Here is a 25,543-nt window from a genome sequence, read left to right on the forward strand (position 1 = left end):
AAAACGCTTTAAGTTATTCTATAATACTTTGAACCTCATCAAAATTCAGTCCGCCGTAATTTCCGGAACTCATCAGCAATAAAACCGAATCGGTGAAATCCTGCACTAGTAAAAACGATTTGAACTCTTCAGGATTGGTGTAAACAATTATATTTTCGCGGTTAAACGCTTGTTCTATCTGTTCCTTTGTAACTTCTTGTAGCTTTTTAATAGCAACCGCATCTGGTGAATAAAACACAACAGCAACATCGGCAGCATCTAACGCACCTTGATATTCTGTTAAAAACTCGGCATTTAAACTGCTGTATGTATGCAATTCCAAACAAGCAATCAATTTTTTCTGCGGATATTGCTTTTTAACTGCCTGCGTTGTTGCAGACACTTTACTTGGCGAATGCGCAAAATCTTTATAAGCAACCGCCGTTTCTGTAACGGCAATTTTTTCTAATCGTTTACTTGCACCTTTGAACGATGCAATGGCTTCGTAAAACTCGGCTTCATCAATTCCCATGTTCTGACAAATCCATTTTGCACCTGCCAAATTACTTAAATTATGCGCACCAAAAACTTCAATAGGCATGGCTCCATCTAAGGTTTCCAAATACGTAATTCCGTTATCGATAGAATATTCTGGTAACGAATACGGCATTTTACGGATTGGTTTTTCTGCTTCCTCGGCAATTTGTTTTACAACAGCATCGTCTTCGTTATAAACCAGAATTCCGCCGTTTGTAATTTTATCTATAAATATTTTGAATTGATCTACATAGTTTTCAAACGTTGGAAACACGTTGATATGATCCCAAGCAATACCGCTTATCAAGGCAATATTTGGTTGGTACAGATGAAATTTCGGACGTAAATCGGTTGGTGATGACAAATATTCATCGCCTTCAATCACAATAAAATCGTTTTCTTTTGTTAAATGCACCATATTGGTAAAACCTTCTAATTGTGCGCCTACTAAGAAATCCACCGCTACGTTATGATAGTTCATTACGTGCAAAATCATGGAAGTAATGGTTGTTTTGCCGTGCGATCCGCCAATAACAACTCGAGTTTTGTTTTTTGAATGTTCAAAAATAAATTCAGGGTACGAATATATTTTCAATCCTAATTCTTGCGCTTTTAACAATTCCGGATTATCTGCTTTTGCGTGCATACCTAAAATTACCGCATCAATTTCGCTGGTAATTTTTTCTGCAAACCATCCTTCTTCCGCCGGAAACAGACCTTTTGCCTGCAAACGTGATCTCGATGGTTCAAAAATAGCATCGTCGCTACCTGTAACTACATCGCCTTTATCATGTAAAGCCAAAGCCAAATTGTGCATGGCGCTGCCGCCTATTGCTATAAAATGTACGCGCATTGTTTTTTATTTTAGTAACAAAACTACATTTTTTTAGGGGAATAGGAAATAGAATCAAGAAGAAAGAAGAAAGAAGAAAGAACAAAGAGAAAAGATTTTTAATTAATCCGATTTATTTAATTACTTTGCTTAAGGTTATAAGATACGTGCTTTATTAATGAAACATCTGATTTTAAATATTGCGTCAATTTTAATGTTCATATTTTACTATTGCATTAATAATAACGATTTCACGAAAGAACAACTTGTTTTTCATTTTGGTTCTCGATCAATATTATTTGTATTATCGATAGCCATTCTGATGCTTATTTTTATTGTAAACCTTTTTTACTTTTTAAAACTTAAGAAAAGTACTCAAAAATGGATAAGCTTAATTTTTATTGTAATTGCTGTTATAAGTTTATATGCATTTCTATTTCAATCTCCCTTATTGTATTAATTTTATTGATTGAGTTTCATAAATCATTAACAACCTATAAGAGATTCCTCCTTTGTCGGAATGACAAACTATGTGAAATTTTGAGAGTGAACAAGTATTGACAAACTGAAATAACAAAAAAGAGTAAAAACATATCGTCTTTACTCTATTTTCTATTTTCTATTTTCTAATTTACTGAAAAACTAAAGATTTTGCCAGCTTTCAGGATTTTGTGAAGTATGGAAAACAGAGTAAACAATTATTTCATTACCGTTTATTTGATAAATGATTAAATAAGGAAATTTACTTACTAATGCTTCTCTAAAAGGAGGTGTTTTCTCTGAAAATTGAAACGGATTTTTCAAAATTATATTAAACAATTTGTCAACACATGAAATAAAACGCTTACCTAATTTAGTTTGTTGCAGTTCATACCAATCCACAGCATCAGCCATTTCAGCCTTCGCTTTAGGTAAAATCACTAAACGATAATTCATTTATTTACTCGTTCTAACAATTCCTTTTTACAATCTTCCCATAACAAACCTTGAACTTTTCCGTTTTCATAATCGTTTTTTCTTTCTATAAGTTCATTGATAAAATCTTTTGGTATTAAAGACCCATTATCAGTTGGAATTTGAAAATCTTCTGTAACTGTTATAGACACAGGTTTTCCGTTATAGAAACTCTTTAGTTTTTCTATAAACTCTTCTGTAATTTCATTTGCAGATGAAAATCGAAATGTAGTATCCATAGCTCTAATGTATTTCTTTCAAAGATAATGATTTTTAAAGAATTGATAAAACCTTAGAGTTTAGAGATTTTAATTAATTTTACAGCTCATTTAAAAACACACATGAAAAAAAAAAAAAAAAATTAGAGGTGGAAAAAGAAGGTTAAAAGCCATTAAATTGTGGGTAGAAAACAATAAAATGTTAGACATAGATTATTTACGTTCTTATGAAAAAGATTATGTAAAATTTCGTATTGGTCCTTGGGGGCGATTTATTATAAACAATATTGAGTTTCCGCAGCCTAAAAAAATGTTTAAAAGAGAATTTATAAATGGCTTAATAGATATTTATACTTCATGGCAAGATCAATTAAACAAACTTAATGAACCTTATTATTTGAAAATTTGGCTATTTGAAAAAGATTTAAAAAAATCACAAGTAGTTTGTGCTATCAATTCTAAAATAGATTTTTATGTAAACACTTTCGAAAAAACTGATACTTCAAAACATTCAAACAAATTACTTTCTTTTAAAAACAGTAATCCAAAATTAAATGATTTTCAGTGGGAAATGGCTTTAGATAATTTATATGTTGAAGATGATATCATTCAAAATAAAAATGAATATTCCAACGAAAGAGATTATTTAGAAGCAAAAAAATGGTTTAACAAAGTTGTTTTAAAAGAATATAAACGAATTGAAATTTTTGAAGGTAATCGATCATTTTATGTTTTAGATAATGATGTGGTTTGGATTGGTGAAAGAAAATAAAAAAAGAGTAAAAACATCGCGTCTTTACTCTTTTTACTCTTTTCTCTATTTTCTAATTACTGCAACCCTAAATATTTACGGAAATAACCACATTCTGCAATTACATCTTGGTAATATTTGGTATCGCTGTAATTTGCTTTTAAATCTACAAAGCCTTGCCATTTCTGAATTACAGCCCCATCAGGATAACCCCAATAAGTGTTTGTTGAGAAATACTTATTGTAGTAAAAATCGTTACGTTGTGTTTTAGCCAGCATATATGCCATTTTAGCTTTTTGCTCGTTATCTGCAGCTGCTTTTTTAGCTATGTTGTAATACTTTTGTACGTTTTCCATGCCGTACAACATTTTGCTGTGTTCATTACTGATGCTGTTTCCGTACTCGTTTATAATGTTGTTGTAGTAAAAAGCGCGTGCATTTCCAAAATAGGAGGCGTTATAAAAAGCATTTCCTACCAAAAGCGCGTTGCTGTAAACATCTTCGCCTGCGGCAATTTTCGCCTTCATTTCTTTTATTTTTTGAAGGAAATTCAACTGCGAATATTTTACCGATTGTTTTGCTGCATGATCGCAATCGTTACAATCTTTAATTTTTCCATTGAACGGATTTCCTGGTAGCTCTTGTGTTTTGTAATCAACCATTTGGGTTTCGTATTGTTGTTTTTCCCAATTATAGGTTTTGCTTTCAAACGGAGTAATCTTTTCAAACTCTGCAATGGCTTCATCAATCTTATCCTGATAGAACAAATAAATTCCTCGACTTTCGTAAATATCTGCCAGTTTATAAGGATAAATCCCTACAAAAATATCCTGCCAAGCCGAACGCTGACTACTCAACAACAGTTTTTCCATGGCGTTGCTCTGCTTTTGATCTTTATAAAATCCTTTAATCGGATACGTTAATTCTGACATTAACCCATCGCCTTGTTTCCTGTAAAGTGAACTGATGTATTTTTTTGTAAACGATTGCAAATAATCGGTTCTTCCTTCGCTAACATAATCTTTTACCGGAAATGTTTCTTCGTAAAACAACCAGTTTACATCTTCAATCAGTTTTCCTTCGGCTTTTAAATCGATCTGATCAACACTTAAAAGATTGTTCAACAAACGCAAACTGCGAACCTGATTTTTTTGATTAGCATTTTGAGATAAAGTATGTGCTTCTTTCAGTAAATTATCGGCTTTAGAATAATCGCCCGCCAACGAATTAAAATATGCTGCAGTTGCTTTCCAAATGTACGGATTATGCACTTTTGAATCGTTTGCTACTTCGTTAATCCACTTTAATTCAACTGCATTTACCTTATCTTTCAGTTCTTTTTTAACCTTTTTAGCATCGATATCCAACTTATCGTATTCTGTATAAATATTGATACTTTGCTCATTGATATTTACCCAGCGCGATAGTACAAAATCGATATGCGGCGAGTTCGGATTCAGCTTATACAAATCTTGCATGGCACTGAATTCGTTGGTATAGTAGCCCTGCAAAGCGTACATAGCTTCTTTTGCAGACTGATTTGGCGCCTGACTTAAAGATGCTTTAAAAGCAGCGGCATCTAAAGGTTTATAATCAAAAAGTGCAGACGGCATCATTGGTTTACACTGATTAAAAACTTGCGCAAATGTGGCATTTGCTTTTTCGTAATTTTTCAGGTTTTTATACGCACCGCCCACATAACTTAACGCCTGATAATACAGGTTGTTTTTAGGTTGATCTTTCTGCGTGTCGTTAAAAAAGGTAATGACCGAACTGCGATCCGATGAATAAAATTTAGATCGAACTACCTGAAACCACATGCGGTTTTTAAAGAAATCGTCTTTATTTGAAGTTTGTTTTTTGTACAGATTTTCCACTTTTCCGGTAAAGTCCGTATCGGCATTTAACTGTGTGCGGTTGTTGTAATCCCAATAATTGTAGGATTGGTTAGAATAGGTTTCGATACCGCGCGCCAACATAATAAACAGTACAAATTTCTGCGTTTTTTCGTCTGATGTATCCAAAGTGAATTTAAAATTCTGCTTTTTAAACTCAGCTGCCGGATTTTTAGCCTGACTAATTGTTCTTAATGGAGCATCTAAATCTTTATTGTACAGATAATATTCTACCGTTTCAGGAGTGTATTTTTTCAGGTAGCTTGTCCAATCTGAAACGTTTTCGTCTTTAAACAAATCGCCGGGTGACTGAACGGTGTATCCATTATAAAATATGAAATAATCATCGTAAAAAAACGGTTGGTAATCTTTGTTGTTTACCGTAATTTCAGGTGAAAAAACCGATGTATAACCCGATCCCCACCAACCATCGGCACAACCATAAGCGTAGGTTCCGTAACCCAATATAGCAGTTAAACTACCAGCGGCTAACAGTTTTAAAATCTTCTTTTTCATAAGCTTTTAAATTATTTTCATTTAAATCGTAAAATATAATCTCGTTAGGTTTGTGTCTGCTGTTCTTTTTAATATCGTGCATCATTTCCTTTAACTGATCGGCACTTACAGCTTCAATTTTAATTTCATCGTCTTTCGCCAGATATCTGCCTTTAAAAACAATATCTTTTACAACCTTATATCTATTATCGCTGATCTTTGCAAATTGATCTCCCGTTAAATCGTTCACTCGCAAACCACCTATTAAATTTGTCACCTGATTGTTGCGAACATGAACACCCCAACTAAAAACGGGCAACGCAATATTTAATGGTAGGTTGTAATTTTGTAACGAATTTACATAGTTTTTTGCTGTTTTTTGACTGTAGATGGAATTGTCTTCACCGGAATTGATAACACCCATGTTATAATACATTAACACGCCGGTTTTTACTGAAGGAATTCCAGTTTTTTCGGGATATTTGATTTGATGCAGCCGAATGGTCGCCGATAAATTGGGATGTAGTTTTTTAAATTGATCTATAAACTGAAAGTAGTTTTGTTTTGATTTTAGACTCCAATCGCAATCAAACTGAATTTCGTTTACCGATACATCTGCCGATTTATTGATTTGTTGGATATAATTGTACACTTTTACCGCCAAACTATCAGCAGAACCGTTTTGCAAGAAAACTTCATTCTTAATATATACAACAGGAACAACATTATATCCCTCAGGTTTCTGATTAAAAACTATTGGTGCTACAGGAATAGCTTCATTGTTCTGTAAAGCCACATCGAAATACCGAATGTACAGTTTTTTGACATCCAGATCTTTTAAATACTGCTGTTCTGTTTCGGTTAAACTAAACGTTGTACGCCAGAAGTAAAATGCCGTGCTTATTTTTTCTGTTTTTGCCGAACAAGCTACCAACAAAGTAACCAGCAACATTAACAACCAAATCTTTTTCATAATGCAAAGAAAAAACTATTCCTGCAAAGTAGCGTTATCTTCGGTTAACAATTTAATTTCGTTCGTTTGCACCGCATCTTCGTATCGAACAAAAACAGGTGTTGCACCCAAGCCTTTACAGGTAAAAAACACGGTATAGCCTTTTTTATCGTCGCCCGACACATTTATGGCTTTTACCTTTAATTTTTTGTTCATTTCATCGGCACGCAGGTATGCATCGTTTTGAGTAATATACATGTAGCGTTCAAAATTACTTGGATTGCTAATTTGTAAACTATCGCCTACTTGAACTGTTGCTCCTGCTCTTGAAATATATTCGGTATAAGTACCTGCTTTGGTCAACGCATCATGCGAAACTGATTTAACTTTTTTGTTTTGAGCCAAAACCTGCTGACCAACAACAACTAAAAGAAGTAGTATTATTTTTTTTAAATGGATATTTTTCATAATTAATAGCATTTAATTTCAATTAAAAGTAATCAATTTTAATGTTAAATTTTTTATTTTAGATAAAATTTGTTTCCTATGATTTTTAAAATCTATTACCAAAATATAGTTTTTCTTTTAAGTATAATATTAATTAGTTCTTGCAGTTCAAATTTTGACAGTAAAGAATATCCTATTATTTATTCCTCAAAAAACACGCAATTTAACATGCTTATTTATAGTGGAAAATTTCCTATTGATGAGAAGCTTGTATTTAATGAAGACAAAAGCTATTTTTATGAAACATGTAGTTTAAACGAAAAAGGAACATGGAAAATAAAAGGTGATTCACTATTTTTATTTTGCCAAGAAAAAGGTTTTAAAAATGAAAATTTGTATAAAATTGATTCATTAAAGCAGGTTATAATCTGCAGAAAAACACCAACGATTTGGATAATAAAGAGCAACCGAATAAAACAAGTTGATAGAAATCTTCTATTATTTGAATAAAAACAAAACCCCGACGGAGTTTAAAACTCCGTCGGGGTTGGTAAATTATCTAATAAATAAGATTATTTAATAATCTTTAATTCGTTAATTAAGTTGGTTGCACCAGCGTATTTATCGATAATGAACAATACGTAACGGATATCAACATTAATGGTACGTTGCAATTTAGGATCAAAAATAACATCACCAGCCATAGCTTCAATATTACCGTCGAAAGCTAAACCAATCAACTCTCCTTTTCCGTTTAAAACCGGTGAACCAGAGTTACCACCAGTAATATCGTGATCTGTTAAAAAGTTTACGTGTAACGTTCCGTCTTTATCGGCATACTGTCCATAATCTTTTGCGTTATACAAATCAATTAAACGTTGTGGGTTTTCAAACTCTTCGTCGCCTGCTTTGTGTTTCGCAATAGTCCCTTTTAAAGTCGTGTACCAATTGTCAGTTGCATCGTTCGGACGATCTGCACGGCGAGGTAAATCAATTACTTTTCCATAAGTTAAACGCAATGTTGAGTTAGCATCCGGATAGTATTTTGTTTTTGGATTTGCCTTACGTAAACCATCAACCAATTTGCGGAAAGCTACATCGTATTTTTCTTTTAGCGGAGCAATTGTTGCTGGTTGCTCGCGGTATTTGGTTAATAAATCAGATGAAATCTTAAATAATTCATCATTCTCGATCATTGATTTATCAGGATTTTTTAAATACTTCATCAATAAATCTTTTGATGAAAACACACTACCTGCAAATGCTTTATCTACAATTTTAGAATAATCGAAATTATTTTTCTCGCCTAATTGTTTTACATACGGAGCCACATCATAACCAACAGATTTAGTTGCATACAGATTTAACTGACGCGCCAACATTTCAGCTTCTAACGGACCATAAAAACCTTTATAAGTATCGTTAATTGCCTCTTCTAATCTTGGGCGCATTTCTGCGCGCTTCGCTTCGTTTTCATTAGCATACTGAATTAACGCATTTCCGAAACTATAAGGAATTGCAGCTAAATCTGATGTACGTAAAATAGTCATTAAATAATTGTCGTGTCGTGCTTTTTCGTTGGTTGCAGCGTAATATGCATTGATATCGGCAACAACGTTTCCGTATTCTTCTTTATTATTTTTTTTGTTAGCCCATTTGTTAAATTTGGCTTCGTTTTTACGTTTTGTATCTGCTGTTTTTTGAGCTGTTAATGCATCGATCATACCCTGACGGTTTTTCCAGTAGTTTGCAACGCCTGCGTATTTACTTGCATAAGCCAAACGAACTTCGTCTTTCTGATCCATGTATTTTTTCATCACATCCATTCCTAAACGAGATCCTTCAACCCAAGCAGGATAAGCAAATTCAACATTTTGCTGAATTCCTTCTGCCGGCATCCAACGATTTGTTCTACCAGGATATCCCAAAATCATAGAGAAATCGCCTTCTTTTAAACCTTGAATGTTTACAGGTAAAAAGTGTTTTGGTTTTAACGGAACGTTGCTAGCAGCATATTCTGCCGGATTTCCATTCGCATCGCCATAAACGCGGAACAATGAAAAGTCACCTGTGTGACGTGGCCATTCCCAGTTGTCTGTATCGCCACCAAATTTACCGATTGATGCTGGTGGAGTTCCCACTAAACGAACATCGGTATAATCTTGATACACGAAATAGTAATATTCGTTCCCTTGGAAGAAAGATCGAACTGAAACAGTATATTTACCACCTTCGTTATTTTCTTTATCGATTTTTGCAATTTCCTGATTGATCGCCTTTTCGCGTTCTGCTTCGGTCATTCCTTTGTTAACAACACCTAAAATACGTTTTGTAACATCGTCCATACGAACAAAGAAACGCACCGAAATATCTTTAGGTTTGCGTTCATCGGCTTTTGTTTTTGCCCAGAAACCGTTTGTTAAAATATCGTCTTGCGGAGTAGAAAGTTCTGCAATTTTATCATATCCGCAGTGGTGGTTTGTTAAAACCAAACCTTGATCCGAAATAATTTCTGCAGTACAACCTCCGTCAAACTGCACAATGGCATCTTTTAAAGAATGGTTGTTTATGCTGTAAATTTCATCGGGCGTTAACTGTAACCCCATTTTTTGCATATCGCGGTGGTTTAAACGTTCAATGAACATTAAAAACCACATTCCTTCGTTTGCAAACATACCCAAAGGCATTGCCAGCATAAACAAAGAAAGAAATAAGCTTAATTTTTTCATTATTAATGTTGATTTTTTCTTTACATGCGAAGATAATAAATTGTTTTTAGTTGTAGGTTATTAGTTACTTAAGATACTTATTTGGTTTGATATTTTTAATTGAAAACAGACGGTCTGCGGAATTTCTCCACAAAAAACCACAATTCATCAATAGAACTTTCTGCTTTTAGATCCTTTTAAATTGACATCTTTCAAAATTATTAATCAATAAACAGCTGATTTTGTAAAGAATACTCTTAAATATCAATTAAAAAACTAAGCCCATTGTAATGTTATAAAAAAACGGTTCGGTTTTAGTAAATGGTTTTATTTAAAATTTTAAACCATGAAGAAAATATTCAAAAATTTTATTGGCTTATGTACTTTAGCCGTTGTAACAAGCGCTCTATTTGTAAATTGTAGCAGTAGCGATGACGGAAATGGCCCTGTTATTCCTGGAATTGAAGGTAAAAACATGAAATTTACCATTACCATTGATAATGTAACTATGGACGATTATATTTCATTTGTTGCCGTGAGTTCGTCTTTCAACACCAATACTATTTGGAAAGTGAATGGTACAGAACGTGCAAACGAAACAGGCATTTCTTTAGATAAACAAAGCTTTTCAGGATCGACTAAAACGTATGTTATTGAAAGTATTTCGCCATTACCTGCCGCAAGTTTAAGTATGCAGTTTATTCCTTTTAACAACAAAAGCATTACGTATTCTTACAAAGCAGAGATTAATGGAACGGTGGTAAAAGACGAACAAAACATCACGGTAACTAACCCAAACAGCCATACAGCACAATACAGTTACTAATAAAAAATGTCTCTAAAATTTTAGGGACATTTTATTTGGTACGATATTAAATTCAGTTGCTAAAATTTGATCACATTATATATTTTTTATTACATTTATTAAAATTTAAAAATTAATTACGTTATGGGATTATTTTCATTTATTAAAGAAAAGGGCGCTAAAATTTTTGGCAAAAAAGAACAGGAAGCTCCTGTTGAAGAGAAAAAAACATTGCAGGCACAAGCTTTGTTAGACTATGTAAAGCAGCTTGGTTTACCTTACAACAGAATTAAATTATCGGTTACCGATGATGATGTTAAGGTTGAAGGCGAGGTTGCTGCACAAGAAGATGCCGAAAAAATTGTTTTAGCAATTGGTAATGTTGAAGGTGTTGACCAAGTTGATAACTTAATGACTGTTGCAACACCGGCTCCACAAGCACAATTTTATACTGTTGTAAGTGGTGATACCTTATCGAAAATTTCTAAAGAATTTTATGGCGATGCCAACAAATACAATACTATTTTCGAAGCGAATAAACCCATGTTAACGCATCCTGATAAAATTTATCCGGGTCAGGTTTTAAGAATACCAAATTTATAAACTGAAAAATCCTCTTAAAATTTTAAGAGGATTTTTTTGATTATCTATTCCACAATCCGCGATTGTTTTCACGAGCTTGAACTTGCAGATTGTAAAAAAGATCGGCATATCTTACATTGGGCGATACCGTCATAATTAAGGCATAACCTTCTTTTATCATGATAGCGTTTACAAAAGTATCGTCTTCTAAATATACGTAGGATAAGGTTCTGCCGTATCGATCTAAAGAATCGATATCTGTTTCTAAACGCACTTTTTTATCTTTCAACATTTTGGTTAGATACGCTTTGGATTCTTTACCATAATGTCCTTCTTCTTTTTTCCATCGTTTTTGAGATTCGGGAGCATCGATACCTGTTAATCTAATTTTTATTCCTTTTGATGTTCCGTTATCTACCCAAAAGGTATCACCATCGACCACTTTTGTAACCGGATACCATTCCTGAGATTGTCCTGAGTTTTCAGAAAAATCGTTTTTGTTTGAACTGCAAAAGGTTAACGATACCAATAAAAAGAGTAAATAAAGTTGTTTCATAGGGTTTGTTTTAAATTGCAAAAATGAGGATTATTTACAAACTTACTCTTAACAAGAATCAATTTCTTACGACTTTCCACATTCAACAAAAAAAATCCGACTAAAAAGCCGGATTTCAACATTTTCTTAAAACAAACAACTTTAAGAAAACAACAACAAAGTGTTTCAATGTAATATTTTAAAAATGGATTTATATTAACCCTATATCTTTGGTTTGACTGATAAGATGTGTAATGTTTCGAGAATTAAAATGAATTTTCAGTTTATTTATGCGCTTTTCAACACTGCTCATGCTTGCAGATGTGTAATTTTTACTCCTAAAGTCTTTACTGATTTCTTCTTGAGAATATCCTTTGGCTAAAAGATTCAACAATTCAATATCTTGTTCTTCAATCTCAAAAACCGAAGCTTCTCGAAACATACTCTGAAGGTTTTCCGGAACATATTTTCCCTCGTTTGCATATACGTTTTCAATGGCTTTTTTTAGTTCTTGCGTGCTGTTTCGCCCTTTAGAAACATAGGCATTTATTAAATTGTTGTCGAACATATTTTTAATTTTTGCCATGCGGTCTTCTATCGAATATACAATGATGCGAATTTCGGGTTGAATTTCTTTTACCGCCTGTACCAATTCTTCGCCCGCATGCAAAATGGTCTTGGTGTGATCTGCCTTAAAAGAAAGATCAGAAATCAGCAAATCATAAGGATTGTTTTCCTGGATCGCTTTTTTTATTTTTAATAACGCATCGTCGCAATATTTGGCATGGTGAATTTCCATAGTTGAATATTCTGCCAAAGCGGTAACTATACCAAAACTAATGGTATCGATATCTTCTGCTATTAAAACTTTTTTAAACATTTTATTCTTTTTATAACGGGAAACGCAACACAGCTTTCACGCCCTTTTTTACTTTCGAGTCAAAAGTAATCGTTCCATTTATAGTTTTTATGCGGGTTTCCACATTTTGGAGTCCATTTTTTATTTTTTCTTTATTTTTATCGAATCCAACACCATTATCGGTATATTGAATTTCGGCGTATTTGTTAGATTTTGAGAATTTTATAACCACCAAATCTGCCCCGCTGTGCTTTTTCATATTCACTAATAATTCTTGAATAATTCTGTACAAAACCACTTTTTTGATCTTATTTAAATTATCCCACGAAAAATCATCGATACCTGCCGTAATAATTTTCACCTGCGAATTTTGAAATTCTAATAGCATATTTTTAAGATAACTTACATATTCCGTTCCTGTTGGAATAAAGCTGTTTTCTTTTGAAATATTTCGGGTACGGTTGTAAACATCTTCTAAATGATCCAATAATTTTACTTTGTTGTTTCCATCAGATAGATCAGTGTTTTCGGCATACGAAATGGTATGATACACATCGTTTGCCAATTCATCATGAATTCGTGTTGCAATGCGCTGTTCGGTTTTATAGTTTTCTTCGATTTTTTCTTTTGCATGTCTGTTGCGGAGATAATAATAGATAAAATAGAAAAATATGATTACAAAAGCAATGACGCTGCACAATACCAAATGAGTGTTTTTTTGCTTTTGAATGGTTAACTGATTTTCGATTTCTTTTGATTTAAGCGTTTGATTTTGTTCTAATTCTTTGGAATAATCAAAACGCATTTTAGCAAACTGGTTTTTTGCCTGGTTTCTAACGCTGGTAATGCTATCGTTTAATCGAATATATTCTTCGGAATAATTTAATGAAGCGTTATTCTTTGCTAATGGAATCAACTTTTTTAAAGCTAAAATTTTATTGTCGATACTTTTGTGTTTGGTTGCTAATGTTAATGCTTTTTTTAGATAATCTATAGCTGTTGATTTATTTTTTAACGCGTAAAAATCAGATAGTTCAATATAGTTTTCAATCGATAATGTTTCAAAATGTGCACTTTCTCTTATTTGTAAAGATTGTAAAATTTGTTGTAGCCCATTATCATTATCTTGTTTAAATAAAGCATTTCCTAAATTTAGTAGAACAGCCGATTGTAAATTTTCATCATTAGTTACTAAATCAGAATCTAACAAATTATAAAGTGTTTGTTTTGCTTTTTCGTATTGGTGTAAAGCTATATATAAAGAAGCTATATTATTTCTTAAATAACTTTCTTCTAAAGATCTTTTTTCTGTAAGTGTTAATGCTTTTTGGTAATACGTAATGGCTTCATCATATTTATCCGATTTCTTGTAAATGCTCCCTAAAATATTATATGTTTCAATTATATAAGAGTTGTTTTTTCCTTTTAGATATTCCAAAGCTTGCGTAACTAATTCTTCACTTGCATTGTAATCGTTATAAAAATAATGAATACGCGCCATCATAAGTTGGTTATATGCTAACGATAAGCTGTCATTAACATCATAATAAACCACATTGGCGTTTTTAAAATAATAATACGCACTATCGTATTGCGTATTGTTATAAAGAGAATTTCCTTTTAACGAATACGAATAACCAAGATATTTTTTATTTTTTTTCTTTTTAGAAGTTGTAATAAGTTGGTTGATGTAATAATTTGAACTATCTGGAAATACATCAAGATAATGATACGCTTTATTACCAATCCCTTTTAAATATAAGGAATCGATCTGATGCTTTTCCGCAAGAAGAATTCCTTTATTGGTAACTTTTATTCGATCATTCAAATTAAGATCATCAGAAAAAGACAGATCATAAAGTGAATCTATTGTTATATTAGGATAATTACTTACATCATTAGTACTGAAATTCTTTTTACAAGAAAAACATAATAACGCAAAAAGTAATAAAATAAGGTAGTTATATTTCATTAATCTTCTAAAGAAATTAAATACCCTAAATTATTACTTTTATTTAGTTAAACAATAATTTATTTAAGAATAACCGGTGGTTTTGGTGGTTTAATAGGTATTAATACCGTTCCGGTGTTGTTGTTACCGCCACCGCTTTGGTCTATTCCTTCTGTTACATTATTATTGATTGATACACTTTTTTCACTTTTAACTGTTTCATTACTTTTTGCAAAAGCAGTTACCGAAATACCAAGCAGGAACAAGCCTGCTAAAAAGCCTTTTTTTGTCATTTTAATTACTATTGAGATTAAACAATAGTGTGCTTTTCAACATTCGTCGATAGATTTTGCACACCTTTAAAAAAACAGAGCGCTCTGTACTGGGAAGTGTTAATACCTGACTTACAAAAAATTGCTACTCCCCAGAGAAAGATTTCGCAAGCCAAGCATTTATTTTGTAGAAATTAGTTTTGTATTTTTGCGACATTCGCAACAAGACATCTTCTGATTTCTGAAGCAAAGTAACGGTGCTTTTTACGCCTGAATATCAAGGAATTCCAATGATTCCGACAATTCCGAAAAATGCTTAAGAATTCCGAAAAATTCCGATATAAAATAGTTTACTTATGATTGAATCATATAAAAAAGCACTGAAAGATTATTATGAAATACAGAAAGAAGATGATCAAATTCGCTCTTTATTAAACCCAACTCCTGCAGGTTTAAGAGAAATTCTAATCTTAAAAATGAAAGAGGAATTAGATAGTTCCGACAAAAAAATTATCGAGGATTTCTTTGATGTACCTTTTGCAGAACTTACTTTGAACAAGCTTCGGAGTGAAACAGATAAGTTTAAAGCTTTAGCTAATTTTTTGAAAGAAAAAAGTGGTGGTTCCGATTTAAGAAGATTGGAAATGGTTGCTCTAATTTTAGATTTTAAGCAACGCCCATACCGTAAGTTTGAAAAACATTACAGCAAGATTTCTGAAGTTGAAGATATTGTTGACAATCAAAAAACAAATTTTGATTCAGAAGAACCAAATGTAGAAAGCAGTAATAACGAAGTTGAAAAACCAGAAATTGAAGAGGTTGTTGATAAAGAAATTGTGACTATAGAAGCCGAAGTAAATACTCCAAAAGTTATAGGATCTTCCGAAGAAGTTTCAATCCAAAAGCGAAAAAATGTTCCGTTGAAAAAAATCGGAATTATTGGAATTGTGTCTGTGATTATTGGATTTTCGCTCTTTTTGAATTTTAAAACCTGGACAACTAAAGATTGTATGGTTTGGAAAGGAGATAAATATGAAGCCGTAGATTGTACTGAAACAATTAATAGTTTTGCAGAAACAACTTTACCAAAAGATGATAAATTGATTAAAGAATTTAGAAAAATGAAGGTTGATAGCAAAACTTCTTTTTTTGATAAAAAGGGAAATCCGAAAATTTGGTATATTAAAAACCCTAATGGTATTTTAGAATTTTACAATCAACCTGGATTGCAACCCGAAACCGGAAAAACATTAAAACCCATTTCAAGATACATTATTCAAGAATATGTACTAAACGAAAAAAAGTAAATAAAAAAGGAGCTCATCTTTGCAGATAGCTCCTTTTTACTTTATCAATGAGATGCTTTTAATTCAGCATCTGCCACAATTTATCTTTTAGCTCGGTTAAGCCTTGTTGTGCAACAGATGAGATAAATAGATACGGAAGTCCGTCAAATTCTTTATCAAGCTGTTCTTTTAATTCGTCTTTTAGTTCATCATCTAACATATCGCATTTAGAAATGGCTATTAAACGATCTTTATCTAACATTTCCGGGTTGTATCTTCTTAACTCATCCAACAAAATATCGTATTCTTTTTTAATATCGTCTGCATCGGCAGGAATCAAAAATAATAAGGTAGAATTTCTTTCGATATGTCTTAAAAAGTAATGTCCTAATCCTTTACCTTCAGCAGCACCTTCGATAATTCCAGGAATATCAGCAATTACAAACGATTTGAAATCACGATATTCTACAATTCCCAAGTTCGGCTTTAAGGTTGTAAACGGATAATCGCCAATTTTTGGTTTTGCCGATGTTAAAACAGACAGTAACGTAGATTTTCCTGCATTTGGAAATCCAACCAAACCAACATCTGCCAAAACTTTTAATTCTAAAATAATATCAACTTCTTCTGCAGGCATACCCGGCTGTGCATAACGCGGCGTTTGATTGGTTGACGAGCGAAAATGCCAGTTACCCAAACCACCTTTACCACCTTTTGCCAAGATTTTTTCTTCGCCGTTTTCGGTAATTTCAAAAAGCAATTCACCTGTTTCTTTGTCTTTAACTACGGTTCCAAGCGGCACATCAATATAACGATCTTCACCATCGCTACCAGTACTACGCGAACTACCTCCATCGCCACCGTGACCTGCTTTTATATGTCGTTGAAAACGTAAATGATGCAATGTCCATAAACTTTCGTTACCACGAATAATTACGTGACCTCCACGACCACCATCTCCACCATCGGGACCGCCTTTTTCAATGAATTTCTCACGGTGTAAATGCGATGACCCTTTACCACCTTTACCAGATGCTACATATATTTTTACGTAATCTACAAAATTTCCTTCTGTCATTGTTTTAATCTTTTAATAGAGAAATCCCTATTTTATCAATTTTTACTCCGTTTGAAGCCAATACTTCAAACTCCATTTTATTCCAAATTAATTTTTCGCCGGTTTTTGGTATGTACGATAATTCTTTCATCACCAAACCACTTATGGTTGTTACATCATAATCGGGCATTAATTCATCTAACTCAAAATACGAAAGCAGATCGTGCAGCGGATAAAATCCATCAACAATCCATTCGCCTTCGGCTACTTCTTCTAACTTAAATTCTTCTTCGTAAAATTCAGACGCATCGCCCACCAACGATTCTAAAATATCGTTTAAGGTAATTACTCCTTGAATTACGCCATACTCATCAGACACCAATGCAAAGTGATTTTTTGACGTTTTGAACTGTTCTAAGGCTTTGTATGCCGATGTGTGTTCAATAAAAAACGTAGGTTCTTTTATGATTGATTTTAAATCTACATTGTCTTTTTCAAACAAAATAAACAGATCTTTTAACGATACAACTCCGATTACCTCATCCAATCCGCCTTCGCAAACTGGGTAAAACGAGTGTAAATCTTCTATTACTTTGGCTTTTAATTCCTGTAAGTTATCTTCGCAATCTAAATACATTACCGATTTTCGGTGCGTCATTAAAGCGTTTACCTTTAAATCGCCAATATTAAAAACACGCTCTACGATATCCTGTTCAATTTCCTGAACCTCGCCTACTTCGGTACTTTCTTTAATAATCGATCTAATTTCTTCTTCGGTAACTTTTCCGTCGGCAGTTGGTTTTATGTTGAAGATATTCAGCAGCAAATCAGACGATTTTGTAAGCAACCACACAAACGGCGCGGCAACTTTAGAAATAAACGTCATGGGAATGGCTACCATTTTTGCAATAGCTTCGGGATAATTCAACCCTAAACGTTTTGGAACCAGCTCACCTAAAATCAGCGTAAAAAAAGTTAATAAAACCAACACCACACCAACACTTAACGATGATGCGTACGGTTGTAACGATGGAATTTGAGCAATAAAAGTTTGTAAGTCGGTGGTTATTTTATCGCCCGAATAAATACCTGTTAAAATACCGATTAAGGTAATACCAATTTGTACGGTTGACAGGAAGTTGTTGGGCTCTTCAACCAGCTTTAAGGCGGCTTTAGCACTGCTGCTGCCTTTTTTTGCAGCCATTTCTAAACGGTTCTTCCTGGAAGATACTAATGCCATTTCAGACATTGAGAAAATGCCGTTTAGAATGATTAAAATAAAGATGATTAAAATTTCCACTATTGTTGTTCTATTAAATGCAAATAATCTTATCCTAAATTACAAAAAAGGATAAGATTATTTAAAATTATTTTTTTTAGGATTAAAAACGATCAATCACCGCACTTAATCTTTCGGTAATTTCCTGTATTGATCCAATACCGTTTACTGCGTGGTATTTGTTTTTGTTGGTATAATATTCAATTAACGGTGCCGTTTTTTCGTTATATTCTTCGTAACGTGTACGAATTTTTGTTTCGTCTTGATCATCTGCTCTGCCCGAAGTTTTCCCACGCTCTAAAATACGTGCAACCAAAACATCATCATCAGCTTCTAAACCAACAGTTGCTGTTACTTCTAAATTAATCGATTGTAAAAAAGCATCCAACGCTTCGGCTTGCGCAATTGTTCTTGGAAACCCATCAAACAAAAAACCTGCTTTATCCATGTTTTTAGACACTTCATTCTTTAACATATCAATGGTAATTTCATCGGGAACCAGTTCGCCTTTATTAATAAATTCTTGCGCTTTCTTGCCCAACTCTGTTTCGTTCTTAATATTAAATCGGAAAACATCGCCCGTAGAAATATGCGTTAAATTGTATTTTTCTTTTAAAAACTCTGCCTGTGTGCCTTTGCCTGCCCCCGGCTTTCCGAATAAAACTATTGCAATCATTTTTGTATGTTATTTTATTTGATAAACTTCGCCTAAATTTCTGCCTTGTTTGTTGTAATCTAATCCGTAACCTACAATAAACTTGTTTTCGATACTAAAACCTGTGTATTTAATATCAATAGTTTGTTTATAAGCTTCGGGTTTAAAAAACAAGGTTGCCGTATTTATGCTTTTTACCTTAAATCTGTTTACTAAATTGTACAGCGCCGCAATGGTGTTGCCGGTATCAACAATATCTTCTACAATAACAACGTGTTTGTTGGTAAGGTCAATATCTAACCCTAAAAGTTCGGTTACGTTGCCAGTAGTTTCTGTACCGTTGTACGATGCCATTTTTATAAATGAAATTTCTGCCGCACTGGTGTACTGTTTCATTAAATCGGCAGCAAAAATAAATGCGCCGTTTAAAACCACTAAAAAGACAGGAACTTCGTTTTTATAATCATTCAATAAATCTTTTGCCAAACGCTGTACTTCCGCATCAATTTCTAATGCCGAAAGGTAGGGTACAAAGGTTTTATCTAAGATTTGAATTTCCATATTATTTTTAACCGTGCAAATATACGAATACGTGTACTTTAATTAAAGTTTATTCGCAGTTTTGCCAAATATATTTTTATTTTTAGCATAAATTTTGTTTTTAATAATTTTATATGGATGTAATTACCTATTTCTCAACGCATCACCACAACTTAAGTACGCAAAGCCGAACGTTGGCTATAAATCATATACTGGATCAGGGCATTTTGGCTGATGCTTTTATCGAAGTGATTTATTTTGTTGATGAAAAGCAGAAAATTGTGCTGTATCACGCATTGGATATGTTGGTAGAACGCCATATTGATTATTTAAACGATTATTTGGATCTATATCTGGAAAAAGCACTGAACGAAACGCACGAATCTACCAAACGCTGTGTTTCCCGAACGATATTCCATCAATTAAAAAACAATAAAAATCTTTACAATAAAGAACAAAAACAGCAGATAGTTCACACGATGTTCGATTGGATTATTCTACCATCGGCAGTTGCAACACGTGTAAATGCTATTCATATTTTGTATTTTTTGGTCGATCAAGAAGATTGGATTAAAGAGCAGTTAATCGCACTTATCGAACAAAATTTACTTTTGCAGGAACCATCGTTTTTAAGTCGTGGAAGAAAAATATTGAAACTTTTGCATAAGCAAAAATCATAATTTTACATTTTTATAATGTGGTTTGAAACAGTATCTTTGCCCATTACAATTAAACAGATATACAACTCAACAATAAAACAACAATGAATTATTTTTCTTCTGATTTTAAATTAGGAATTTTAGGTGGCGGACAATTAGGTAAAATGATGCTGACCGAAACCCGAAAGTTCGATATTCAAACGTATGTAGTGGATCCAAGTGCCGAAGCACCTTGCCAGTTTGGCGCTACCAAGTTTTTTCAAGGTTCGTTAAACGATTACGATACCGTGATTAATTTAGGAAATCAGGTTGATGTTTTAACCATTGAAATTGAAAACGTAAATCTGGAAGCTTTAGAAACCTTGGAAAAAGAGGGTAAAAAAGTGTATCCGTCGCCAAAAACGTTGCGATTAATATCAAACAAAGGAAATCAAAAAGATTTTTACGCTTTAAATAACATTCCAACCGCACCTTACAAACGTTACAAAACCTTACCTGCATTAAAGATAGATGTTGAAAACGGTTTGGTTGAACTGCCTTTTGTGTGGAAAGCAACCGAAGGCGGTTACGACGGAAACGGTGTAAAAGTGGTTCGACAGGTAATTGATTTGGAAAATTTACCGGAAACAGAATGTATTGCCGAAACCATGATTCCGTTTAAAAACGAATTGGCGGTGATTGTAGCTCGTTCGACATCGGGCGAAATTAAAACCTATCCTGTGGTAGAAATGGAATTTCATCCGGAAGCAAATCAGGTTGAATATGTAATTTGTCCGGCTCGTATCAGCGAAACCGTTGCAAACAATGCACGCGAAATCGCGTTGAAAGTTTCCGAAAGTTTTAACCATGTTGGTTTGTTGGCTGTTGAAATGTTTCAGACTGCCGATGATCAAATTTTAGTGAACGAAGTAGCTCCGCGTCCGCATAATTCAGGTCATTATTCTATCGAAGCGAGTTATACGTCGCAATTTGAACAGCATATTCGCGCCATTTTAGATTTACCTTTAGGAAACACCGACAGTAAAGTTGCCGGAATTATGGTAAATTTAGTTGGCGAAGAAGGTTTTTCGGGTCAGGTTGTTTACGAAAATATCGAAAAAATCATGGCAATTGATGGTGTAACTCCACACATTTACGGAAAACGTGAAACTCGTCCGTTCCGCAAAATGGGACACGTTACCATTGTAAACGAAAACATGACCGAAGCACGTAAAGTTGCCCAACAGGTTAAAGAAACTATTAGAGTGATTTCGAAGTAGTATTAAGATAGTTGTATTAAGTATTAAGACTATGTTAGATTTTTTATTAACTTTAATGTAAATTACTACAAATGAGCACTTCAGAGTTACAACTAAAGCTTGATATAATCAGCAGAATTACCGAATTAAAAGAAGTTCGTGTAATAAAGGAAATTAAAAAACTTTTAGATTTTGAACTAGAAGAGAATTTGTATGAATTATCTACAGATCAAGAAAATCGAGTTGCAGAAGCTAGAAAGGAATACAAAAATGGTGATTATATTACTAATGAAGAAGCTGAAAATGAAATTGACCAATGGCTAAAAGAAGATTTACAAGTTTTTAATGTATAAACTTTGTATTTGCTGCAAGGTTTCAAAAACCTTGTAGCTATAGATTCCAAAATAAAGCGATACCTACAAGGTCTTAAAGACCTTGCAGGATAATCAAAAAAACAGACAAATAAACAAAAAATGAAAGTAGCAGTAGTAATGGGCAGCATTTCGGATATGCCGGTAATGCAACAAGCCATAGATATATTAAAAGAATTTGGAGTAGAAACACATGTTGATATTGTATCGGCACACAGAACTCCTGAAAAATTAGTCGATTTTTCTAACAACGCACACAAAAACGGCATCAATGTAATTATTGCAGGTGCAGGTGGAGCAGCGCATTTACCGGGAATGGTAGCAAGTATGAGTCCATTACCAGTAATAGGTGTTCCAGTAAAATCGAGCAATTCTATTGACGGTTGGGATTCTGTTTTATCAATTCTGCAAATGCCGGGTGGTGTTCCTGTGGCAACGGTTGCGTTAAACGGAGCTAAAAATGCAGGTTTATTGGCAGTACAAATTTTAGCAAGTCAAAATGCAGAGTTGTTACAAAAAATGATCGATTATAAATTAGGTTTAAAAGAAGCTGTTTTAAAAGCAGCCGAAGGTTTAAAATAATAAAAGAGCGACTGAAAAGTTGCTCTTTTTGCTGCTGCAAGGTTTTTAGAACCTTGTAGCTATGTTAACCTACAATGTCAGAAAGACCTTGCAGGAGTAAAAAAACCTTAGATTAATTTAAGTCTTTACCAAGTTGCATAATTACCATAATAAAATTGTTGCGCTTGAGTAAGGTAAAAAGCATCTGTTATTTGAGCATCAATTTCATTGATTAAAGCAAATAGTTCTTTCTTTAACTCTGGTTTCTCGGTTTCATGAATATCAAATGTATTTTCTAATCTATCAGTAACAATTTGTTGTAATGTTTGCTTAAACAAATCTTTCTGTTTAGTAATATCGTATTTTACTGTAAAATCTTTTCGCGTTAAAGCATATAAATAAATAGCATACTCTGCTTCGCCAAAAGTACGTCTGTATAAGTGCATATATCCCGGACCACCACCATCCAACAAACTAAACATTCTGTTTAATCGTGTGTAAATGATCATTATTTTTTTCCGTTGATCATTAAAATCATCATCAATCTTATACATTTCATTCGTATTCTTTAGAAAATACGCGTAATATAAATAATACATATCCTGTCCTACTTCACTTCCAAACTCAACAGAACTTGGTATTGAACTATAAGTAACATAAGGATCATTCGGAAACTCAACAAAAAACTCTGGATGATTTCTCACTACATCATTAAAATCATCTTTTAAAACATATACAATATCTTCTTCAAAAGAAGCCAACAAAACAGAATCTTTGGTTGTGTAATATTTTTCTGGATTGAATTGATTCGTGGTCTGATCTTTCATTTCTTCTTGGTGGATTGGATTAGTATTCTGATTTTCCGTTTTGTTCTGACCGCAACTAACCAAACAAAAGCAGTAAAACAAAATTACCTTTATATACTTCTTCATAAGCGAAATTTTAAAATCGAATATAACGAATTTTCATTTAGCTTTAATACTTCGTTAACGATATAATCCTTAATTTTAGGCTTTAACTTTTAAGCAAATTATGGAAAATATATTATTGTCGGCTTTTGATACGGCTCCGTTTTCACAGATAAAAACCACCGATTACGAACCGGCATTCGAAGAAGTAATTAAGCAGGCAAAAGCAGAAATTCAACAGATTATTACCAATACCGATACTCCTACTTTTGAAAACACGATTGAAGCCATGTCGTTCTCAGGTATGCAGTTAGATCGCATTTCAAACATCTTTTTTAATTTGAATTCCGCAGAAACCAACGAAGAATTACAGAAAATTGCTCAGATTGTTGCACCTAAACTATCAGCTTTTGGAAACGATATTTCGCTAAATCCAGATTTATTCAAACGCGTGAAACAGGTGTTCGATACTATTGATAAATCTACTTTAACTACCGAACAAATTACGTTGTTAGACAAAACTTATAAAGGATTTGTGCGGAACGGTGCATTGTTAAACGACAATCAAAAGGCAGAATTACGTGAGATTGATGCACAATTATCGGTACTTTCGTTACAATTCAATGAGAATGTTCTGGCTGAAACCAATGCGTATCAACTACACATTACCAATGAAGAAGATTTAGCCGGATTACCCGATGGTGTGATTGAAGCTGCAAAAAATCTTGCAGAACAACAAGAGAAACAAGGTTGGATTTTTACTTTAGATTATCCAAGCTATCTGCCATTTGTAACTTATGCTAAAAACCGAGAATTGCGTAAAGAAATTGCTATTGCAAACGGTAAAAAAGGCTTTCAGAAAAACGATTACAACAACGAAGAAATTGTTCTTAAAATTGTAAAACTGCGTAACCAGCGTGCGCAATTATTGGGTTATAAAAATCATGCAGCGTTTGTGTTAGAAGAACGTATGGCGCAAAACCCTGAAAAAGTATTGTCTTTTTTAAACGATTTATTGGTAAAAGCAAAACCTGCTGCCCAAAAAGAGTTTGAAGAACTGACTGCTTACGCTAAAAAATTGGACGGAATTGATCGATTAGAAAAATGGGACGGAAGTTATTACAGCGAAAAATTGAAGCAGGAACGTTTTAATTTAGACGATGAAGCTTTGAAACCTTATTTTAAATTGGATAATGTTTTGAATGGTGCGTTTACTGTTGCCGAAAAATTGTTTGGTTTGCATTTTACCGAAGTTTTTACGGTTGATAAATACCACGCCGATGTACAGACTTTTGATGTAACCAACGATAACGGAGAAAAAATCGCGTTGTTATATACCGACTTTTTCCCAAGAAAAGGTAAACGCAATGGTGCGTGGATGACATCGTTTAAATCACAATGGATTAAAAACGGAGTAAATGAACGTCCGCATATTTCCATTGTTTGCAACTTCACCCCTCCTACTCAATCAAAACCGTCGTTGCTAACTTTTAACGAAGTAACTACTTTGTTTCACGAATTCGGTCACGCATTACACGGAATGTTGGCAAACACAACATATCCGTCGTTATCGGGCACATCGGTTTATTGGGATTTTGTGGAACTTCCAAGTCAGATTATGGAAAACTGGGTATATCAGCCAGAAACATTAGCGTTGTTTGCAAAACATTACCAAACCGGCGAAACCATTCCGCAGCAATACATTGATAAAATTAAAGAAAGTGCCAACTTTTTAGAAGGAATGGCAACTTTGCGTCAGTTGAGTTTTGGTTTGTTGGATATGGCTTGGCATTCGGAAAATCCTTCAGAAATTAAAGATTTAAAATCGTTTGAGAACAAACAATTCGAAACTACGAAATTATATCCTGATGTTGCCGAAAATGTTATTAGTACTGCTTTTTCGCATATTTTTGCTGGTGGATATGCCGCAGGATATTACTCGTACAAATGGGCTGAAGTTTTGGATGCCGATGCGTTTGATTATTTTGAACAAAACGGAATCTTCAACAAAGAAATAGCTACCAAGTTTAAAGATTATATTTTATCGCAAGGTGGAACCGATCATCCAATGACGCTTTATAAAAAATTCCGCGGACAAGAACCATCGCCAAATGCACTTTTAAAACGTGCCGGCTTAATATAACAAAACTCATGCGCAAGAGTTAACCAACTCTTAAGCATAAAAAAACAGCAACCTGAATAAGGTTGCTGTTTTTT

General features: G+C 33.4%; 26 protein-coding genes. 10 read left to right on the forward strand and 16 right to left on the reverse strand.

The window, feature by feature from the left end:
- Positions 1-13: 13 nt before the first annotated feature.
- The 3 genes from BM253_RS08515 to BM253_RS08530 all read right to left on the reverse strand — a co-directional run bounded on the left by BM253_RS08515 (position 14) and on the right by BM253_RS08530 (position 2,541).
- The gene (locus tag BM253_RS08515; RefSeq protein WP_091522264.1) at positions 14-1,369 is read right to left on the reverse strand and encodes a UDP-N-acetylmuramate--L-alanine ligase; all 1,356 of its coding nucleotides are present in this window, start codon (positions 1,367-1,369) and stop codon (positions 14-16) included.
- A 621-nt stretch (positions 1,370-1,990) separates the two neighbouring features.
- Complete coding sequence (locus BM253_RS08525; protein WP_091522271.1) at positions 1,991-2,284, reverse strand: type II toxin-antitoxin system RelE/ParE family toxin; 294 nt, start codon at positions 2,282-2,284, stop codon at positions 1,991-1,993.
- On the reverse strand, positions 2,281-2,541 hold the full coding sequence (locus BM253_RS08530) for a hypothetical protein (protein ID WP_091522275.1): 261 nt from the start codon (positions 2,539-2,541) through the stop codon (positions 2,281-2,283). The genes BM253_RS08525 and BM253_RS08530 overlap by 4 nt, the downstream gene beginning before the upstream one ends.
- 157 nt (positions 2,542-2,698) lie before the next feature.
- Here BM253_RS08530 and BM253_RS08535 point away from each other — a divergent pair, with 157 nt between their 5' ends.
- Positions 2,699-3,292 carry a hypothetical protein gene (locus tag BM253_RS08535; protein ID WP_091522279.1) on the forward strand — a complete coding sequence of 198 codons (594 nt, stop codon included), beginning with the start codon at positions 2,699-2,701 and terminating at the stop codon, positions 3,290-3,292.
- 56 nt (positions 3,293-3,348) lie between these two features.
- On the opposite strand, the gene BM253_RS08540 is transcribed toward BM253_RS08535, so the two are convergent.
- From BM253_RS08540 to BM253_RS08550, 3 genes are read right to left on the reverse strand one after another with little or no spacing between them, the layout of a single operon-like run.
- Complete coding sequence (locus tag BM253_RS08540; protein ID WP_091522281.1) at positions 3,349-5,682, reverse strand: hypothetical protein; 2,334 nt, start codon at positions 5,680-5,682, stop codon at positions 3,349-3,351.
- Positions 5,645-6,634: a hypothetical protein gene (locus tag BM253_RS08545; RefSeq protein ID WP_091522285.1), complete on the reverse strand. Its 990-nt coding sequence runs from the start codon at positions 6,632-6,634 to the stop codon at positions 5,645-5,647. Before BM253_RS08545 ends, BM253_RS08540 begins: the two co-directional genes overlap by 38 nt.
- 15 nt (positions 6,635-6,649) lie before the next feature.
- Positions 6,650-7,081: a hypothetical protein gene (locus BM253_RS08550; RefSeq protein ID WP_091522288.1), complete on the reverse strand. Its 432-nt coding sequence runs from the start codon at positions 7,079-7,081 to the stop codon at positions 6,650-6,652.
- A gap of 78 nt (positions 7,082-7,159) precedes the next feature.
- Here BM253_RS08550 and BM253_RS08555 point away from each other — a divergent pair, with 78 nt between their 5' ends.
- The gene (locus BM253_RS08555; RefSeq protein ID WP_091522291.1) at positions 7,160-7,570 is read left to right on the forward strand and encodes a hypothetical protein; all 411 of its coding nucleotides are present in this window, start codon (positions 7,160-7,162) and stop codon (positions 7,568-7,570) included.
- A gap of 62 nt (positions 7,571-7,632) precedes the next feature.
- Here BM253_RS08555 and BM253_RS08560 read toward each other — a convergent pair whose 3' ends face one another.
- Positions 7,633-9,789 (reverse strand): S46 family peptidase, encoded by a 2,157-nt coding sequence (locus tag BM253_RS08560; protein WP_091522295.1) that lies wholly within the window; start codon positions 9,787-9,789, stop codon positions 7,633-7,635.
- 325 nt (positions 9,790-10,114) lie between these two features.
- On the opposite strand from BM253_RS08560, the gene BM253_RS08565 reads away from it, so the two are divergent.
- Positions 10,115-10,594, forward strand: a complete 480-nt coding sequence (locus tag BM253_RS08565; RefSeq protein ID WP_091522298.1) for a hypothetical protein — start codon at positions 10,115-10,117, stop codon at positions 10,592-10,594.
- Positions 10,595-10,717: 123 nt separating this feature from the next.
- Complete coding sequence (gene lysM / locus BM253_RS08570) at positions 10,718-11,176, forward strand: peptidoglycan-binding protein LysM (protein ID WP_091522302.1); 459 nt, start codon at positions 10,718-10,720, stop codon at positions 11,174-11,176.
- Positions 11,177-11,216: 40 nt separating this feature from the next.
- On the opposite strand, the gene BM253_RS08575 is transcribed toward lysM, so the two are convergent.
- From BM253_RS08575 to BM253_RS08590, 4 genes are all read right to left on the reverse strand, one after another.
- Positions 11,217-11,711 carry a thermonuclease family protein gene (locus BM253_RS08575; protein WP_091522305.1) on the reverse strand — a complete coding sequence of 165 codons (495 nt, stop codon included), beginning with the start codon at positions 11,709-11,711 and terminating at the stop codon, positions 11,217-11,219.
- Between the two features lie 190 nt (positions 11,712-11,901).
- Positions 11,902-12,570, reverse strand: coding sequence for a response regulator transcription factor (locus BM253_RS08580; protein WP_091522308.1), 669 nt, complete (start codon positions 12,568-12,570; stop codon positions 11,902-11,904).
- 10 nt (positions 12,571-12,580) lie between these two features.
- On the reverse strand, positions 12,581-14,521 hold the full coding sequence (locus BM253_RS08585; RefSeq protein ID WP_091522310.1) for a tetratricopeptide repeat-containing sensor histidine kinase: 1,941 nt from the start codon (positions 14,519-14,521) through the stop codon (positions 12,581-12,583).
- Between the two features lie 59 nt (positions 14,522-14,580).
- The gene (locus BM253_RS08590; protein WP_091522313.1) at positions 14,581-14,793 is read right to left on the reverse strand and encodes a hypothetical protein; all 213 of its coding nucleotides are present in this window, start codon (positions 14,791-14,793) and stop codon (positions 14,581-14,583) included.
- Positions 14,794-15,128: 335 nt separating this feature from the next.
- Here BM253_RS08590 and BM253_RS08595 point away from each other — a divergent pair, with 335 nt between their 5' ends.
- Positions 15,129-16,079 carry a hypothetical protein gene (locus BM253_RS08595; protein WP_091522316.1) on the forward strand — a complete coding sequence of 317 codons (951 nt, stop codon included), beginning with the start codon at positions 15,129-15,131 and terminating at the stop codon, positions 16,077-16,079.
- A 58-nt stretch (positions 16,080-16,137) separates the two neighbouring features.
- On the opposite strand, the gene obgE is transcribed toward BM253_RS08595, so the two are convergent.
- The 4 genes from obgE to hpt all read right to left on the reverse strand — a co-directional run bounded on the left by obgE (position 16,138) and on the right by hpt (position 19,610).
- Positions 16,138-17,136, reverse strand: coding sequence for a GTPase ObgE (gene obgE, locus BM253_RS08600; RefSeq protein WP_091522320.1), 999 nt, complete (start codon positions 17,134-17,136; stop codon positions 16,138-16,140).
- Between the two features lie 4 nt (positions 17,137-17,140).
- Entirely contained in the window at positions 17,141-18,415 is a 1,275-nt protein-coding gene (locus BM253_RS08605; RefSeq protein ID WP_091522322.1) for a hemolysin family protein, read from the reverse strand.
- 82 nt (positions 18,416-18,497) lie between these two features.
- Positions 18,498-19,070 carry an adenylate kinase gene (locus BM253_RS17490; protein WP_245758477.1) on the reverse strand — a complete coding sequence of 191 codons (573 nt, stop codon included), beginning with the start codon at positions 19,068-19,070 and terminating at the stop codon, positions 18,498-18,500.
- Between the two features lie 9 nt (positions 19,071-19,079).
- Positions 19,080-19,610 carry a hypoxanthine phosphoribosyltransferase gene (gene hpt, locus BM253_RS17495; protein WP_245758478.1) on the reverse strand — a complete coding sequence of 177 codons (531 nt, stop codon included), beginning with the start codon at positions 19,608-19,610 and terminating at the stop codon, positions 19,080-19,082.
- 113 nt (positions 19,611-19,723) lie between these two features.
- Between hpt and BM253_RS08615 the strand changes: the two genes are divergently transcribed.
- From BM253_RS08615 to purE, 4 genes are all read left to right on the forward strand, one after another.
- The gene (locus BM253_RS08615) at positions 19,724-20,269 is read left to right on the forward strand and encodes a hypothetical protein (RefSeq protein ID WP_091522324.1); all 546 of its coding nucleotides are present in this window, start codon (positions 19,724-19,726) and stop codon (positions 20,267-20,269) included.
- Positions 20,270-20,352: 83 nt separating this feature from the next.
- Positions 20,353-21,507: a 5-(carboxyamino)imidazole ribonucleotide synthase gene (locus BM253_RS08620; RefSeq protein ID WP_091522327.1), complete on the forward strand. Its 1,155-nt coding sequence runs from the start codon at positions 20,353-20,355 to the stop codon at positions 21,505-21,507.
- Positions 21,508-21,578: 71 nt separating this feature from the next.
- Positions 21,579-21,839 carry a hypothetical protein gene (locus BM253_RS08625; RefSeq protein WP_091522329.1) on the forward strand — a complete coding sequence of 87 codons (261 nt, stop codon included), beginning with the start codon at positions 21,579-21,581 and terminating at the stop codon, positions 21,837-21,839.
- A 120-nt stretch (positions 21,840-21,959) separates the two neighbouring features.
- Positions 21,960-22,439, forward strand: a complete 480-nt coding sequence (purE, locus tag BM253_RS08630) for a 5-(carboxyamino)imidazole ribonucleotide mutase (RefSeq protein ID WP_091522332.1) — start codon at positions 21,960-21,962, stop codon at positions 22,437-22,439.
- 125 nt (positions 22,440-22,564) lie between these two features.
- On the opposite strand, the gene BM253_RS08635 is transcribed toward purE, so the two are convergent.
- A complete protein-coding gene (locus tag BM253_RS08635) occupies positions 22,565-23,350 on the reverse strand; it encodes a hypothetical protein (protein WP_143095609.1) in 786 nt (261 codons plus the stop codon).
- A 100-nt stretch (positions 23,351-23,450) separates the two neighbouring features.
- Between BM253_RS08635 and BM253_RS08640 the strand changes: the two genes are divergently transcribed.
- Positions 23,451-25,469 (forward strand): M3 family metallopeptidase, encoded by a 2,019-nt coding sequence (locus tag BM253_RS08640; protein ID WP_091522339.1) that lies wholly within the window; start codon positions 23,451-23,453, stop codon positions 25,467-25,469.
- The last annotated feature ends 74 nt before the right edge of the window (positions 25,470-25,543 follow it).

It is taken from the genome of Paenimyroides ummariense (genome assembly GCF_900115115.1).
In the GTDB taxonomy this organism is placed as follows: domain Bacteria; phylum Bacteroidota; class Bacteroidia; order Flavobacteriales; family Flavobacteriaceae; genus Flavobacterium; species Flavobacterium ummariense.